The sequence below is a fragment of the Hymenobacter sp. FMD4 genome, assembly GCF_058932745.1.
The window spans coordinates 218,996-234,947 of the sequence record NZ_JBZYWH010000005.1 but is presented as its reverse complement, the minus strand read 5'-3'; the positions used below and the strand labels follow the sequence as shown (position 1 = coordinate 234,947).

Here is a 15,952-nt window from a genome sequence, read left to right as displayed (position 1 = left end):
CCTCGTCAGTTCACCACCTGACTATTTCTTAGGCCGGTAGCGGGACTCGGTCAGTAGCTTCTGCGGGTCGGTCATGGCCATAAGCTGCGGCAGCGTCACGTTGGGGTGGTCAGCCATGTACTTGCGCACGATCTGCCAGCCCAGCCACTGCCCTACCCGCCCGGGGCATGTTTTGTCGATTTCCGGAATATTGGGCCGCTCCGCTACGTACTTCTGAATCTGAAAGGGGCTGGTATTATAGAGCAAGTCCTTCTGCAGGAAGTGCCCCCATATCTTCGCTTCGTTGAAGTTAACGTTCTGCAGGTCACGGCCTGAGAAGCCGATCAGCAGCGAATCGTCAGTGCAGGGGAGCACCTTTTCGGCGAAGTACAGCGCTTTGCCATTCTGAATCATCTCGGCCAGCATCGAGGTGCTAGTCAGCTGCTTCATGTTGTACTTGCTCGATATGGCCAGGGCCGTAGTCGGCAGCACGTATTCGGGGCGGTACCGCTGCAGGATGTAGTTGGGCATGTTGGGCCGGTACACAGCCTTGGGTCCCACAAAAAAGTCGGTGCTGATGACTAGCAGGCTATCGTTGACGAAGATATCCTGACTCAGTCCGCTCACAAAGGTCTTAGCCTCTGGCACGCGAAAATCGGGGAAATAGTATCGCACGTACTGAAACATGCGCTGCAAATCACCCTGCCACTGCTGCGTGTTCTGAAAGGTGCTGTCGGCCTGACGGGCAAGCTGCTGCAAGCCGGGATTGGTAGCCAGGCGAACGAGCGTTTCCTGCAGAATTTTGTCGGACGGATACTTTTTGCGCTGCAGGTAATACTGCGCAAATACCGGATTGCGGTCCATGAACTGCTGGGCTTCCGCCGGCGTACGAATCCGGAAAAAGGGCTTTTCCAACCGATCGAGCTGGACGGGCGCGGCCACTTGGGCCACTTCCGCTGACATTTCGCATTTCTCGTCGCGGTTACAACCGGCAGTCAGCAACATAGCTACAGCCAGCACCGGGGCGCTCAACCAAAGGCGCAAACGCGGAAAGGACATGATGGGTAAACTTGGGGCGTCTATATTTGGGCGAAATTAGACAAAACCCCGGGCCGCCCACGCCCGGCTGGCAGTAGCAACGCGCTGCGGCCTTTAAGCGTGTCATCTTCCTATGAAAAAAACGTTGTTGGCGCTGGCCCTACTGATGGGCGGCGCGGCTACCACCGCTTCGGCTCAGGTAGAAATCGGCCTTAAACTATCTCCTTCCATTACCGGCTTTCGTGTAAACTCTCCTTCCGAGTTTGGGTTCAAGAAAGACGGTAGCCGCATCGGTGTAGGCGGAGGCGTGGTGGTGGATTATTTCTTTGGTCAGAACTACGCTTTCAGCACTGGCCTGAATCTCACGTTCAAGGGCGGCGATATTCGCTACCTGGATCAAAACTCACCATCCAGCCCAAGCCCGGTAGCCCGCACCCAGAAGATTGGCCTGCAGTACCTCGAAATTCCGATTTCGTTGAAGCTGTTCACCAACGAAATTGCCCCCGACATGAAGCTGTACTTCCAGGTAGGCGGCACTGCCAATGCCTTGGTTTCGGCCCGCATCGACGGAGACAAGTTTTACACTGACCCCGCGACCGGCGCCGAAACCAAAGCCCTAAAGCATTTCATCATTCCTGATGCGGCGCTGCTAGGCGGCTTTGGCGTCGAGTACCAAGTGGGCCAAAGCACCAAGGTATTTGGTGGGCTTTCCTACCACCGCGGCCTGTTCAACATCGACCGGTACTTTGACAACACTCGCAAGCTCAAGGACGTGACGTTGAAGAATACCGAAGTAGCCTTGGACTTGGGCATCAAGTTCTAGCTCACTCCTGCACCCAATAACACGACGCCCCCACCGTTCTACAAACTGAACGGTGGGGGCATCGTGGTTTCTTAGGAAGTGAAACGGCGGTTAATCGTCCGTTTCGTCGTCGCGGTCCTGCAGGCTGTTGATTTCGGCCGCTCGGCTGTGCAGCTCGATTTCTTCCCCCCGCTCGTCGTGAATGCGGTAATCGGTGAGGCCCAGCGAGGTATCCTTCACCACCTTCACCCACTTGTAATACCTCAGATACCACTTCATCTGCTTGCTTACCAAGCCTTTGGTGTAGTAAGCGTGCAGGAAGGGATGCACGTGCAGCGTTAGGCCGGCGTGGTTCTGGTTTACCAGCAGCTCATCGATGCTGATATCGATTTCGTCGGTGACGAGGATCGAGGCCGTAATCTTGCCGGTTCCGCCGCAGGTGGGGCACACCTCCGTAGTAATAATGTTCTGCTCGGGGCGCACGCGCTGCCGCGTGATTTGCAGCAGTCCAAACTTGGTAATCGGCAGGATGGTGAACTTGGCCCGGTCACGCGCCATGATCTGCTGCACCGTGTCCTCCACTTTCTTGCGGCTGTCGCCAGAACGCATGTCGATGAAGTCTACGACCACAATACCGCCCATGTCGCGCAGGCGCAACTGGCGGGCTACCTCCTTGGCGGCCGCGAGGTTTACCATCAGGGCGGTGGCCTCTTGGTCGCTTTGCTGGTTGCTCTTGTTGCCGGAGTTTACGTCGATGACGTGCAGGGCTTCGGTGTGCTCGATAACGAGGTAACCGCCGCCTGGTACTGTCACCGTCTTGCCGAAGAGGGTTTTGAGCTGCTTTTCGATGTCGAATTGCTCAAAAATCTTTGTCTTGCCGGAGTACAGCTTCAGCAGGTCCACCTTATCGGGGGCAATCTGCTGCAGGTAGCTGCGCAGCTCCTCGTACATGGGCTGCGAATCGACGTGAATCGCGTCGAACGACTCGTTGAGCATGTCGCGGAGCATGGACGACGTGCGGCCCAGCTCGCCCAGCACCTTATCGTTCGGCTTGGCCGAGCGCAGGTTCTGGTACAGCTGTTCCCACATGGCCACCATGTTCTGCATGTCACGGTCGAGCTCGGCCACATCGCGACCTTCGGCTACGGTGCGAATAATCACACCAAAACCATCGGGCTTAATAGAAGCAATAAGGCGCTTCAGACGCTCCCGCTCGTTGCGGCTCACGATTTTCTTCGATACCGAGATGGTATCGGAGAACGGCATGAGCACAAGGTAGCGCCCGGCCATGGATAAGTCGGACGACAGGCGCGGCCCTTTCGTCGAAATCGGCTCCTTTACGATCTGCACCAGCAACTGCTGGCCTTTCTTGACCACATCGGCCATCTTGCCGACCTTCTCAAGCGCAGCGTCGCGCGGGAAACCCTTCAGGTGCGCTACCGGCGCTTTGCCGGTATGCACGAGGCGCGTCCACTTGGCCAGGGTTTGAAATTGCTCGCCCAGGTCGCCGTAATGCAGAAAGGCGTCTTTCTGGTACCCGATATCAATAAACGCGGCGTTCAGGCCGGGCATCACCTTTTTGACGGTGCCCAGGAAAATATCGCCTACCGCGTAGTTGGTGTCGTTGCGGTCGAAGTGATACTCGATCAGCCGCTTGTCCTGAAGCAGGGCAATCCGCTCGCCTTCCTGAGTAGAATTAATGATTAATTCGTTACTCAATGGAGTTCGGGGTTAGCCGGCTGTCCGGGCTGCTTGAGCAGTTGCGCCTCGCAGAAGCCAAGAAGGGAAGCCAGCGCACAGGCGCCAGCTTCCCCCTTATCTGGTTCCACGGGGAGAACGTAACCACAAAGCCACGCCCGGGAGTCGGCGGGGTGAAACATAGGGCGCGGCAAAGCCTTACAGCCACGCGGGCGCCCAGCAAACCCCCGCGGGCTTACTTCTTCTTGTGACGGTTCTTGCGCAGACGCTTCTTCCGCTTGTGGGTGGCAATCTTGTGGCGCTTTCTCTTTTTACCGCAGGGCATGAGTTAAGTGATTAAGGGTTGAATGGTTGGGTTCAGTATTGCTACTGCAATTTCTTGAGCTCTTCGTTTACCGAGGTTAGCAAGCCGGGGTCGGCGCTAAGACTCTTGGCTTTCAGGAAAGCTTCACGAGCTTCCTCTTTTTTCCCATCTTGTGCCAACGCAACGCCCAGATAAAACTGACCGTTCACGTTGTCCGGGTTTACTTTCGTCAGCTCCCGAAACCGGTCTACCGCCTTGTCAGCCTGGTTGCTTTGCAGCGACAGGATGCCAAGGTTGTACAGCGCTTTCTCGTTCTTGGGGTCGGCGGCCAGCACCTCGCGCAGCATCATGATGCCTTGTACGGGGTTGTCGCTGGCCATCATGGCCATGCCCAGGTTGGTTTTGGCGTCGAGGTTCTGGGGGTTCTGCTTCAGCACCTTCTCGTATAGCTCGCGCGTCTTGGTGCTCAGCAGTTTGGCGCGCTGCTCAGTAGCGGCGAAGCTGTAGGCTTCGAAGTACTGATCGGCGGCGCGTTTCCACGCCTGCTCGCCGGGCTTGGCTAAGGCTACCTGCTCGTAGTAGTACCCGGCGCTATCGAAGCGTTGTACCTTCTGGTACTGCTTCGCCAGGTCGGATGCCAGGCTGAGCTTGGCGGGTCCTTGGGCCGTGCGGTAGCGGGCTACCAGGCTATTGAGTTCCTTTCGCTGCTCACCCGATGCCATGGTGTGGGGCTGGTCGGCCACTACGCCAGTACTAGCTGGTACCGGTCCCGAGGAAGCCTCGGTCTTGGAACCCATAGTGGCCGTGCTGCCGCCGCCATCACGGGTGGCAGTGGCGGCAGCGTCCCGGGCAGCTTCCCCTTTGCCTTCTTTGGGCTTTACCACGCCTTTCGGCAGCAAAAACAGCCCGACTACCACGGCGGCAGCGAGGATGAGAATGAGCAGTTTGGGGGCAAAAGAAGATTGGCGGGCAGCCATACGCAGAAGAAAAAGGCTGCCGCCGTGCTGCTGCCGGGGGCGACAACAGCTCGGCGGCGGCCGGCAAGTTTACGAAGAAGCCAGCGGTTTCACGGCTTAGGCCTGAACCGGCTGCTCTTTTACCTTCTTGCTGTTTTTGATTTTGCTGATGAAGGTTTTCGACGGCTTGAAGCTCGGGATGAAGTGCTCGTCGATGATGATCGAAGTATTTTTCGAAATGTTCCGGGCTACTTTACGGGCCCGCTTCTTGTTAACGAAGCTACCGAAGCCGCGCACATAGATATTGTTGCCGTTGGCCATCGAGTCCTTCACCACTTTGAAGAAAGCCTCAACGGTTGCAGACACGTCGGTTTTCTCAATGCCGGTTTTCTCGGCAATCTCGGCAATTACTTCTGCTTTGGTCACTGTATTAGGAACCTGAAAAGTGAAAAAAAGAATAGGCAAAAAGCTGTTTAAATCCCGTAAGCCCTTGCCCGGTAGGCATTTCGGGCCACAAAGGTAGTCCCGTTTTTTGGTTTTACAAATGCAATTGCCAAATACCGTGTTTGGCACATTAGCGAAGCAATATATTAACAATCAACAAGTTGAGCAACATTTTGCCACAACCCGCTCACCCCTTTTTTGCTGGGGCGTTATTGGACTGGTATCCACGTCACCGCCGCGACCTGCCGTGGCGGCGTACCCAAGACCCATACGCTATCTGGCTGTCGGAGATAATATTGCAGCAAACACGGGTGCAGCAAGGTTTGCCCTATTATGAGCGTTTTCTGGCAACTTATCCCACTGTGCAAGCTCTGGCCGCTGCGCCCGAACAAGAAGTTTTGCGACTCTGGCAAGGTCTCGGCTACTACTCCCGAGCCCGGAATATGCGCCTTACTGCGCAGCAAATAGTGGACGAGCACGATGGAAAATTTCCGGCGCGTTACGCCGAACTGGTCAAACTACGCGGCATTGGGCCCTATACGGCAGCGGCTATTGCCTCATTTGCCTTCGGTGAGCGGGTAGCCGTGTTAGATGGCAACGTGTACCGGGTACTGTCCCGCGTATTCGGCATCACCACTGATATTGCTCAGCCCTCAGCCCGAAAGGAGTTTCAGCAGCTAGCTGATCAGTTGATATCGGCAGAAGAGCCAGGCGACTACAACCAGTCTATTATGGAGTTTGGGGCCATCCAGTGCACCCCAGTCAATCCGGACTGCCTGTTTTGCCCGGTGCGTGAACATTGCTTTGCCTTCCAGCATGGCATGGTGCAGCAGCTTCCCGTGAAATCAAAGGCCAAAGCGGCTCGCACACGCTACTTCCACTACTTCGTGCTCCGCCACGGCGAGCTAGTGTACTTGCGTAAGCGCACGGAGAAGGATATCTGGCACAGCCTGTATGACTTTCACCTCCTGGAAACACCGGAAGCAACCCTGCCAGCGCAGGCCTTGCTACGCGAGGTAGAGCAGCTAGGAGCCACGGTAGCGACTGATCGTGTAAGCGAGCCAGCCTCGGCTTTGCGGCATGCGCTTAGCCATCAGAAAGTAGAAGCTCAGTTTCATGAGCTATGGCTTGAGGCACCGCTAACCGATAGCAGTGCACAGCAGAATGGGTTGCAAGCTTATAAAGCAGCACAAATGGATGAGTTGCCTAAGCCTGTTATTATCACAAATTATCTGACTCAGAAAGGAATACTTTAATGCTAAAATATTTGGTATCATGCTTATTATTTTAGATATTGTAAGACAATAAACCTAGTTCAACAACTACATTTAACCGAGACACAGATTATGTCGAGCGTAAACAAAGTCATCCTCATCGGAAATTTGGGCAACGACCCGGAAGTGCGTCACCTTGAAAGCGGCAGCACTGTGGCTCAGTTTCGCCTAGCCACCAATGAGTTCTACAAAGACAAACAAGGCAACCGCGTGGAGCGCACCGAATGGCACAACATCGTGGCGTGGCGTGGCTTGGCTGAGATGGTAGAGAAGTATGTGAAGAAAGGCCAATCCCTCTATGTGGAAGGCAAGATTCGCACGCGTCAATACCAAGATAAAGACCAGCAGACGCGGTACGTCACCGAAATCGTGGCGGATGAAATCACGATGCTCGGCAGCGGTCGGGGCCAGCAAGAGCAGCAAGGTGCGCCTCAGGGTGCCGGAGCTACCGCACCCGAGCAAAAGACTTTCCGCCAAGAGCCAGAAATGAACGAACTGCCCTTTTAAACTCGCTGTTGAGTGGCATAAGCCGCCTTGGTCACGTGCTGACTAGGGCGGCTTTTGCTTGTGGTATCATTTGCTCAACCACGAATTTCTGCGGTTCGCGCCACTTCGCGTAATTTTGATTCATCACCCTTTTCCTGCCTGCCTGTGCTTCGCTACTGCTGCGCGTTGTTGACTTTCGGTTTGCTGCTTTCGAGCTGCACCTCTACGCCGGATTACACGCCCAAACCCAAAGGCTACAACCGCATCGATTTGCCGCCGCACGCGTACCAGCAATTGGCGCCGGGCCGTCCGTACCGATTTGAATACTCGAAGCACGCCCGCATTCTGCGCGACTCTTCGTACTTGGCGCAGCCGCACTGGATCAACGTAAACTATCCCACGTTGCGGGCCAACGTGCAGATTACGTACACCGATATCAAGGGCAACCCCAAGCTTTTCAACAAGATGCTGGAAGATGCCCGCAAGCTCACGGGCAAGCACCAGATCAAGGCGTCGGCTATTGAAGAAAATACGCTGAAGACGCCGGATGGGCGGCTGGTGACAGTCTTTGAACTAAGTGGCGAGGTACCAAGCCAATTTCAGTTCTACACCACCGACTCCACGAAGCACTTTTTCCGCGGGGCGCTGTATTTCCGCACGGCCGTGGCCAACGACTCGTTGGCACCGGTAATTGACTACGTGAAGCAAGATATTGTGCACCTCGTCAACACGCTCCGCTATCAATAGGCTAAATGGTCAAATGGCTAAAGTGTTAAATGGCTGATTGTTCTGATACGAACTCTCAACAATTCAGCAACTTAACCATTTTACAGTTCAACCTTGAGTAATTTCTTCAACACCAAGATTGCGCTGCTCCGCGGCATGGACACGCGGCGAGCCGATGTGCTGGCTAAGGAGCTGAACCTGTTCACTTACGGGGAACTGGTGCAGTTTTATCCTTTCCGCTACCTCGACCGCACCCAGTTTTACAACGTGGTGGATCTGCACGACGACCTCTCGATGGTGCAGGTTAAGGCAACTGTGCGCACCAAAGAGTTGCTGGGCGAAGGCCGCAAACAGCGCCTCGTAGCCCACGCGCAGGACGAGAGCGGGCAGTTGGAGCTGGTGTGGTTCAAAGGGGTTAAGTGGTTTGAGAAGTGGCTTAAGAACCACCAAGAGTACATCATCTTTGGCAAGCCTACCCTATTCAACGGTAAGCCTCAGATGGCGCATCCGGAGCTGGAAGAAGTATCGGAACAAAAGCCGGGTGTGTCATTCCTGCAGCCGGTATACTCCAGCACGGACAAGCTGCGCTCTTTCAACCTCGACAGCAAAGGCATAGCCAAGTTAATGGCGCAGGTGCTGAAGCTGGCGGCGCCGCACTTTCACGAAACTTTGTCGCCGGAGCTGGTACAGCGCTATGGGCTGATGCCTAAGGCCGAGGCCATGCAGCAGATTCATTTTCCGCAAAGCAACGACCTGCTGCAGGCGGCGCGCTTCCGGTTAAAGTTCGAAGAGCTCTTTTACGTGCAGCTCAAGCTGCTGCGTCAGAAAACGCAGCGCAAAATCGAGCTGGCCGGGCAGATCTTCGACAAGGTGCCCACGCTCACGCACTTCTACAAGAATGTGCTGCCCTTCGACCTGACGATGGCGCAGAAGCGCGTCATCCACGACATCTATAAGGACTTTACCGCCGGCAAGCAGATGAACCGCCTGCTACAGGGCGACGTGGGCTCGGGCAAGACCATTGTGGCCTTCATCAGCATGCTCATCGCGGCCGACAACGGCGCGCAATCCTGCCTGATGGCTCCCACTGAGATTCTGGCCGACCAGCACTACGAGGGCTTGAAGAAGTTCGCCGATATGCTCGGCATCAAAATCGGGAAACTGACGGGTAGCACTCGCACCGCCGAGCGCCGCGTGCTGCACGAGCAGCTGCGCTCGGGCGAAATGCACATGCTGGTGGGCACCCACGCCCTGCTGGAGGACGTAGTGCAGTTCCGCAACCTTGGCCTGACCGTCATGGACGAGCAGCATCGCTTTGGCGTAGCGCAACGTTCCAAGCTATGGCAGAAAAATCCGCACGTGATTCCGCATGTGCTGGTGATGACGGCTACGCCCATTCCGCGTACTCTGGCCATGACGCTCTACGGCGACCTGGACGTATCCGTCATCGACGAGCTGCCAGCAGGCCGCAAGCCCATCGTCACCGTACACCGCTTTGACTCGAATCGCCTAAAGGTGTTCGAGTTTATGCGGCAGGAAATTCGGAAGGGTCGGCAGTGTTACGTAGTGTATCCGCTCATCGAGGAAAGTGAAGCCATGGCCGACTACAAGGACCTGATGGATGGCTTCGAAAGCGTAACACGATACTTTACCGAATGCCAGGTGAGCATCGTGCATGGGCGGATGTCGGCGGCAGAGAAAGACGCTGAAATGCAGCGCTTCGTACAGCGTCAGACACAGATCATGGTGGCTACTACTGTAATCGAAGTGGGAGTGAACGTGCCCAATGCCTCGGTCATGGTAATTGAATCGGCAGAGCGTTTTGGGCTGTCGCAGCTGCACCAGTTGCGCGGCCGCGTAGGCCGCGGGGCCGATCAGAGCTACTGCATCCTGATGTCGGGCTACAAGCTGAGCAAAGACACGCGTACCCGCCTCGAGACAATGGTACGCACCAACAATGGCTTCGAAATAGCCGATATCGACCTGAAGCTGCGAGGCCCCGGCGACCTGATGGGCACGCAACAGAGCGGGGTATTGGATTTGCTGATTGCGGACTTATCAAAAGACAGCCGCATCCTGACGGAGTCAAGAGCGGCTGCTCAGGAATTGCTGAACGATGACCCGAATCTAGCCAAGCCGGATAATGAGAACATCCGTCGGCACATCGAGTCGCTGCCGGCTACGGCCGTGAATTGGAGCCGCATTAGCTAAACCAAGTGAGTAGCTGGGACTTTATAGCAAGCAGTTTAGTTGTTCGAAAGGCTGCTTAATGGCTTTTTGCCACTCAAGCCTTGAGTGAATCGGGATAGTAAAGAAACTGGTTTAGCTTACCGAATGGGCACAAAAAAACGGCCTTGAAGCCGTTTGCCGGTGGCTAATTAAGCGACAGTACCGTTCGGTCTGTCTCTTCGGAAGCGGCCCGTTGGCCAGCCGGAGAAGAGTATACTACTTGGCGGGCAAAAAAGGCTTGCAAAGAATCTACTTGCGGACGAATCGTCTGCACCGAAGCAATGGAAGAAGTAGATTGTTGCTTGACGAGTTTGCCCAAGATGATCAGGGTAAGCAGTAAAGCAAATTGTATTAAGGATTTCATGAGTAATCTATTCGGTGGAGGAAATGGTTACCGATTCACATCGGGCCATGATTTCGGCCAAACCCGTCTGGTCCGGCGTGCTGTAGAGCTTAGTGGCGTAAGCTTCAGGCACAGAAATCAGCATGGCGCAGCTAAGGCAAACTAAATCTGTGCACAAAAATATTGCTTACATCCAAGACTTCAAAGCGAGGAGTTGAAATGAAGCAAAACACCAGTTACTTCAGCAAAGTAAACGGGTGCGTGTCAAGTAGGTGACAGAACGGAGGTTAAGAAAGAATGAACAATTTGCGGCTGCTCGGCAGCAGCGGGACGTTTACGCTCCTGGGCCTTAGAATGATACCTTTGGCAGGGAACTTTTTTTGAATTTTCGCGGCGCAAGCCGCTAATAAGCTGATACTGTGGTAATTTCTTTTCTTCAACTACCCATCACCGTTTTGGCTCTAGGGCTTGCTATGTATAGCACCCCGGTAGCGGCACAACGGGTACGCTCGGTACCGTTTGCTTACGTGCCGGAACACCCTGAGGACCCTTACAACCAGCGGGTGCACGTGAAAACCTTACCCGTGCCCGGTAGCAAAGACTTTATCATCCTGAGCCACCGCTCAGCCACAGAATACGCCGTGGAGCGCTATGATGCCGAGCTGAAAAAGCTGTGGACGACGGCCTTACCGGTAGGTGCTGGCGAGAGCCTGGAAGCTTTTGCGCGCAATGATCAGCAGGCGCTGGTGGTGATGCACCACAAAGACGAAGCCGGTCAGCACCTGCTGATTCAGCCCATCGATTTGAAATCGGGCCAGAAGCTGCCTGCTAAGAAAGTAGCCGAAGGTGGACCGCGGGAGCGGCGCCCAGGCATCAGCATCTCACCCGATGGCACACAGCTGGTAGCCTTTCGCTACGTGACGCGCGACGAACAGATCAAAGCGCTGAACGCCGTGCACTATGATCGGCAGATAGCCAAGGTGAAGGACCGCACCTACGACTTCCGCGAGCTTACGGCGTTTTTCTCCCCTACCGTACACATTGCCAACGACGGCACGCAGTACGTAGCCCTTATCGGTGACAACAACCAGAAGCTAACTGTGCGCCGCTACGCCGATGCCGAGCCCGACGTCAAGGTGATGTCGGTGCCAGTGGGCGGAACGTTTGGCGGTAAGAAGGTAACTGTACGCGACACGCAGTGGCGCCTGCTCGATGGCCAGACGCTGTACGCAGCCACCATTTGCGCCGACTTCAACTCCGGTGACTACCACAGCCTGAAGCTGGTCAAGTTCGACTTCGCCAATAAGGACATGAAGTTTGCGCCGGAGTTCAAGTTTACGCCCGAATACTTGGCCGAGGTCAACAAAGCCACTGGCGGCTCGGCCAAGCGTCTCGACGACGTGTACATCTCGGATGTACTGCGCACCGAGGACCAGAACGTGGTGGTGATAGCCGAGAAAAAGGCCGAGGAAGGACCTGAGGCGCCAGTACGGGCGCGCGAGCTGCACGTATTCGGCTACAACGAATTTCAGTCGCCCACCTGGCACAGCATTATTGCCAAAAATCAGCAAGCCCCCATTGCCGAAGGCTTCACCGGCATCGGCTACCGGGCAGCTGCCTTGGGCAACGAGGTGCAGGTGGTGACACTGGAGAAGCTCCAAAACAAAACTGACCTTTTCGGACGCCGGCTCACTGGCCTGACTGGCGTAGTTTCAGCACCTAAGGCTCTGGGCCTGAACGTAGCCAACGACCAGCAGATAGCTTACGTGAAAGACTTCACCACCTGGCTCGACGATAAGACCATGATAGTGGTGACGCGTCCGAACAAGAAATCGGCGGCTCTGCAGCTAAACAAGCTTGTGCTGAAGTAGATGCTGAGCTTTTACCTACTATCCGACTCCGCCCCAAAGCCCAGCCCGGTCCGGCTGCCTGAATTGGCCAAAGCCGGGGAGTTGTCGGCAGAAGACTTTGAACAGCTCCAGCAGCAGCGCATTATTGAAAGCCGCTTGGACTTTGACCAAGACTTTCGCTGGAGCAGCGGAATCGTGAACATGAAGCTGCAGCTCCTGTTGCACCGCTTTCCGCAGCTAAAGCCCACTGCGACCGACGCCGTTGATACAGCCGAGCAGCGCTTGCTGACGCTGCTGCTCAACGCATCCTCGGCCGGCTCCGGTTTGCTAGCCATTGCTGATTAGGCAGCGGCTTCACCACTGCAGTCGCCCCACGAAAAAACCGCCGCCCCTAAATGGAGCGGCGGTTTTTCGGTTTTCCCCCATCGGGAAATATAACCGGCCGTTTCCCCGCGGCCGGTTACGCGGTGCACGTACTTAGTACGCGTATTCGTTGGCCTGAATCAGCACGTCGGCGATGCGGCGACGGGCGTCTTTGGCATTGAAGAGGTCGGCTTTGGTGAAGCGCTTCAGGCCCAGGGCCAGCAGACGCTGCTCGTCGCCTTCGGTCATGGAAGCAATAGCTTCTTTCCCGAACTTGTTTACCATATCCACCGTGTCGTTGAGGTACACGCGGGCAATGTCGATCTGAGTGCTTAGGGCTTCTTCGCCTTTCACGCCGGCTTCCTTCTGCACGCGCAGAATGGTGCTTTCGGCGGTGTACACCTTGATGGCCATGTCGGCGATGTTCATCAGCACTTCCTGCTCCTTGGCGAGCGAGTTCATGTACTTCTGGACGGCCGTGCCGGCTACCATCAGGATGGCCTTCTTGAGCTTGGCAATGGTGCGCAGCTCAGCCGCAAACAGGCTGTTGTCATCGTCGCCGCCGAAGTCCGGAATAGCCATCAGCTCCTGCTGCACGGCTTGGGCCGGACCCATCAGGTCCAACTCGCCTTTCAGACCCTTCTTCAGGATCATGTCGACGGCCAGCATGCGGTTGATTTCATTTGTGCCCTCGAAGATGCGGTTGATGCGCGAGTCGCGGTACGCACGGTCCATGGGGTAATCGGCCGAGAAGCCGTAGCCACCATACACCTGCACGCCTTCATCCACCACGTAATCGAGCACCTCCGAGCCTTCTACCTTCAGAATGGCGCACTCCACCGCAAATTCACGGGCGGCACCCAGCAGGGCTTCGCTGTGGCTCATACCCTTGCTCAGCAGTTCCTGCTCCATGCGGAAGATGTCCATGCCGGCGCGGTAGATGGCCGATTCCACGGCGTAAATACGCACGGCCTGCTCGGCCAGCTTGTACTTGATGGCACCGAATTTCGAAATGGGCAGCTTAAACTGTACCCGCTCGTTGGAGTACTTCACGCTCAGCGAAGCGGCCATTTTAGCCGCGCCCAAGCAAGCCGCAGCTAGCTTGATACGGCCGATGTTCAGGATATTGAAGGCAATGAGGTGGCCTTTGCCGATTTCGCCTAGGATGTTTTCCTTCGGCACTTTGCAGTCGGACAGGAACACCTGGCGAGTTGAAGAACCCTTGATGCCCATCTTGTGCTCCTCGTTGCCAAGGCTCAGGCCGGGCGTATCTTTTTCCACGATGAAGCCCGTGAATTGCTCGCCGTCAATCTTGGCAAACACCACGAACACATCGGCGAAACCGCCGTTGGTAATCCACATTTTCTGACCATTGAGCACGTAGTGCTGGCCATCTTCGGTCAGCACGGCCTTGGTCTTGGCGCCGAGGGCGTCGGAACCGGAGCCAGGCTCGGTCAGGCAGTAAGCGCCCATCAGCTCACCATTGGTGAGGCCGGGCAGGTATTTAGCTTTCTGTTCCTCATTGCCGAAGTACAGAATGGGCAGCATAGCAATGCCGGTGTGGGCCGCAAAGGCTACCGGAAACGAATGACCACCACCAACTCCCTCAGTCACGCGAAGCGAGGTGGGGAAGTCCATGTCAAGCCCGCCGTACTGCTCCGGAATGCTCACGCCGAACAGGCCCAGCTCGCCGGCCTTTTCCATTAGGCCGCGCATCAGGCCCTCCTCGTGGTTGTCGAGGCGCTCCAGCAGGGGGTGCACTTCTTTCTCCACGAAGTCCAGAGCAGTCTGGTGCATCATGTTTTGCTCCTCCGAAAAATCGGCGGGCGTAAATACATCCTGGGCGTCGGTTGGTTTGATGATGAACTCGCCGCCTTTTACAAGCTTGTTGGTTACTTCCATGGCCGTGGTGGGATTGTTGAGATGTCGAAACTGTTAGGCTTGCCGACTATTTAGGGCCAGCAAGGGCCGCCTGACTGTTGTACCGAAAGGTAGTAAAAAATGTTAGGCGTGCCGACTATTTCCTGAAAAAGAAACCCCGAAAGAGCGGGGTTTCTGTTGGTTATCTATATCAGAACGCCAATATATGTGCTTCAGTTCTGAAAGTCAGTAGGTTTTTGCAGCGGACTTATTTAGGTCGTCATGTCGAGTTCACCGAGACATCTCGCGTGCTGGCGCTGAATACTAATTTCATCGTGTAACGAGAAGATTAGTACCTAGCGAGATGTCTAGGCTGCACTCGACATGACGGTCTAGGGCTTTACTGCAGCTACTTCAGCAGTTCGTAGATACCGGCTACGCCTTGGCCACCGCCTACACAGGCCGTGACCATGCCGTACTTCTTACCAGTGCGGCGTAACTCGTCGAATAGCTGGATGCTGAGCTTAGCACCTGAGCAGCCCAGCGGATGCCCCAGAGCAATAGCTCCGCCATTCACATTAAGCTTCTCCGGGTCAATGCCTAGCTCGCGCACCACCGCAATGGATTGCGAAGCGAAGGCCTCGTTCAGTTCGATGAGGTCGAGGTCATCGAGCTTCATACCAGCTTGCTTCAGCGCTTTTGGCACCGCCTTAATCGGACCCATGCCCATGATGCGCGGATCTACGCCTTCGGCGGCGTAATTAACCATGCGCGCTACCGGCTCAATGTTCAACTCCTTCACCAAGCGCTCCGACATCACAATGACGAAAGCTGCACCGTCGGAGGTTTGAGAAGAGTTGCCGGCCGTTACGGAACCAGTGGCAGAGAATACCGGACGCAGCTTGCTCAATGCTTCCACCGAGGTGTCAGCACGGGGGCCTTCATCTGTATCCACTACATAGGAGCGCGTCTTCTTTTTGCCGGTGGCCTGATCGAGGTAGGTTTCCTCCACCGTTATCGGCACGATCTGGCTTTTGAAACGGCCTTCCTGGATAGCCCGGATGGCTTTTTGGTGCGAGTTGTAGCTGAACTCGTCCTGATCCTGCCGCGAGATTTTGTAATCCTGCGCTACGGCTTCGGCCGTGAGGCCCATGCCGAGGTAGTAATCGGGGTGCTTTTGGGCAAGGTTGTAATTAGGCACGGTCTTCCAGCCCACGGTAGGCACAAGGCTCATGCTTTCGGTACCACCCGCAATGATGCAGTCGGCCATGCCAGCCTTGATCTTGCCTACGGCCATGGCAATGGTTTCCACGCCGGAGCCGCAATAACGGTTTACGATGAGGCCGGGCACGTTGATGGGCAGCGCCAGCAGCGAAATCAAGCGGCCCATCTGCAGGCCTTGTTCGGCTTCGGGTACCGCGTTGCCCACCAGCACGTCGTCGATGCGGGCGGGGTCCAGCTCGGGTACCGAGGCCATGAGATGCTTAATCACCGACGCAGCCAAGTCATCGGGACGGGTGAAGCGGAAACCACCGCGGGGCGCCTTGCCCACGGCCGTGCGGTAACCAGCTACGATATATGCTTCCATGAGGAGTTTCTT

At 55.8% G+C, this 15,952-nt stretch carries 14 protein-coding genes; 7 read left to right on the top strand and 7 right to left on the bottom strand.

Annotated features, from left to right (window positions below; genetic code table 11):
• Positions 1–21: 21 nt before the first annotated feature.
• Positions 22–1,038 (bottom strand): gliding motility lipoprotein GldB, encoded by a 1,017-nt coding sequence (gene gldB, locus AC5FXY_RS07795; protein WP_493556090.1) that lies wholly within the window; start codon positions 1,036–1,038, stop codon positions 22–24.
• Positions 1,039–1,150: 112 nt separating this feature from the next.
• Between gldB and AC5FXY_RS07790 the strand changes: the two genes are divergently transcribed.
• Positions 1,151–1,840, top strand: coding sequence for a porin family protein (locus AC5FXY_RS07790; protein WP_493556089.1), 690 nt, complete (start codon positions 1,151–1,153; stop codon positions 1,838–1,840).
• A gap of 90 nt (positions 1,841–1,930) precedes the next feature.
• Here AC5FXY_RS07790 and AC5FXY_RS07785 read toward each other — a convergent pair whose 3' ends face one another.
• The 3 genes from AC5FXY_RS07785 to AC5FXY_RS07775 all read right to left on the bottom strand — a co-directional run bounded on the left by AC5FXY_RS07785 (position 1,931) and on the right by AC5FXY_RS07775 (position 5,236).
• Positions 1,931–3,538, bottom strand: a complete 1,608-nt coding sequence (locus AC5FXY_RS07785; protein WP_493556088.1) for an Rne/Rng family ribonuclease — start codon at positions 3,536–3,538, stop codon at positions 1,931–1,933.
• A 345-nt stretch (positions 3,539–3,883) separates the two neighbouring features.
• The gene (locus AC5FXY_RS07780; RefSeq protein ID WP_493556087.1) at positions 3,884–4,798 is read right to left on the bottom strand and encodes a tetratricopeptide repeat protein; all 915 of its coding nucleotides are present in this window, start codon (positions 4,796–4,798) and stop codon (positions 3,884–3,886) included.
• 96 nt (positions 4,799–4,894) lie between these two features.
• Complete coding sequence (locus AC5FXY_RS07775; protein ID WP_262696974.1) at positions 4,895–5,236, bottom strand: HU family DNA-binding protein; 342 nt, start codon at positions 5,234–5,236, stop codon at positions 4,895–4,897.
• A gap of 197 nt (positions 5,237–5,433) precedes the next feature.
• Between AC5FXY_RS07775 and mutY the strand changes: the two genes are divergently transcribed.
• The 4 genes from mutY to recG all read left to right on the top strand — a co-directional run bounded on the left by mutY (position 5,434) and on the right by recG (position 9,918).
• Positions 5,434–6,477 (top strand): A/G-specific adenine glycosylase, encoded by a 1,044-nt coding sequence (mutY, locus tag AC5FXY_RS07770; protein WP_493556086.1) that lies wholly within the window; start codon positions 5,434–5,436, stop codon positions 6,475–6,477.
• 90 nt (positions 6,478–6,567) lie between these two features.
• Positions 6,568–7,002: a single-stranded DNA-binding protein gene (locus AC5FXY_RS07765; RefSeq protein WP_493556085.1), complete on the top strand. Its 435-nt coding sequence runs from the start codon at positions 6,568–6,570 to the stop codon at positions 7,000–7,002.
• A 144-nt stretch (positions 7,003–7,146) separates the two neighbouring features.
• Positions 7,147–7,728: a gliding motility lipoprotein GldD gene (gldD, locus tag AC5FXY_RS07760; RefSeq protein ID WP_493556084.1), complete on the top strand. Its 582-nt coding sequence runs from the start codon at positions 7,147–7,149 to the stop codon at positions 7,726–7,728.
• Positions 7,729–7,821: 93 nt separating this feature from the next.
• Positions 7,822–9,918 (top strand): ATP-dependent DNA helicase RecG, encoded by a 2,097-nt coding sequence (recG, locus tag AC5FXY_RS07755; protein WP_493556083.1) that lies wholly within the window; start codon positions 7,822–7,824, stop codon positions 9,916–9,918.
• 163 nt (positions 9,919–10,081) lie between these two features.
• On the opposite strand, the gene AC5FXY_RS07750 is transcribed toward recG, so the two are convergent.
• Complete coding sequence (locus AC5FXY_RS07750) at positions 10,082–10,300, bottom strand: hypothetical protein (RefSeq protein WP_493556082.1); 219 nt, start codon at positions 10,298–10,300, stop codon at positions 10,082–10,084.
• Positions 10,301–10,752: 452 nt separating this feature from the next.
• Here AC5FXY_RS07750 and AC5FXY_RS07745 point away from each other — a divergent pair, with 452 nt between their 5' ends.
• Both AC5FXY_RS07745 and AC5FXY_RS07740 read left to right on the top strand, forming a co-directional pair.
• On the top strand, positions 10,753–12,150 hold the full coding sequence (locus tag AC5FXY_RS07745; RefSeq protein WP_493556081.1) for a hypothetical protein: 1,398 nt from the start codon (positions 10,753–10,755) through the stop codon (positions 12,148–12,150).
• A complete protein-coding gene (locus AC5FXY_RS07740; RefSeq protein ID WP_493556080.1) occupies positions 12,151–12,474 on the top strand; it encodes a hypothetical protein in 324 nt (107 codons plus the stop codon).
• A 132-nt stretch (positions 12,475–12,606) separates the two neighbouring features.
• Here AC5FXY_RS07740 and AC5FXY_RS07735 read toward each other — a convergent pair whose 3' ends face one another.
• Together AC5FXY_RS07735 and AC5FXY_RS07730 are read right to left on the bottom strand one after the other, a co-directional pair.
• Positions 12,607–14,394 (bottom strand): acyl-CoA dehydrogenase FadE, encoded by a 1,788-nt coding sequence (locus AC5FXY_RS07735; RefSeq protein WP_493556079.1) that lies wholly within the window; start codon positions 14,392–14,394, stop codon positions 12,607–12,609.
• Between the two features lie 367 nt (positions 14,395–14,761).
• On the bottom strand, positions 14,762–15,940 hold the full coding sequence (locus tag AC5FXY_RS07730) for an acetyl-CoA C-acyltransferase (RefSeq protein ID WP_493556078.1): 1,179 nt from the start codon (positions 15,938–15,940) through the stop codon (positions 14,762–14,764).
• Positions 15,941–15,952 lie beyond the last annotated feature (12 nt).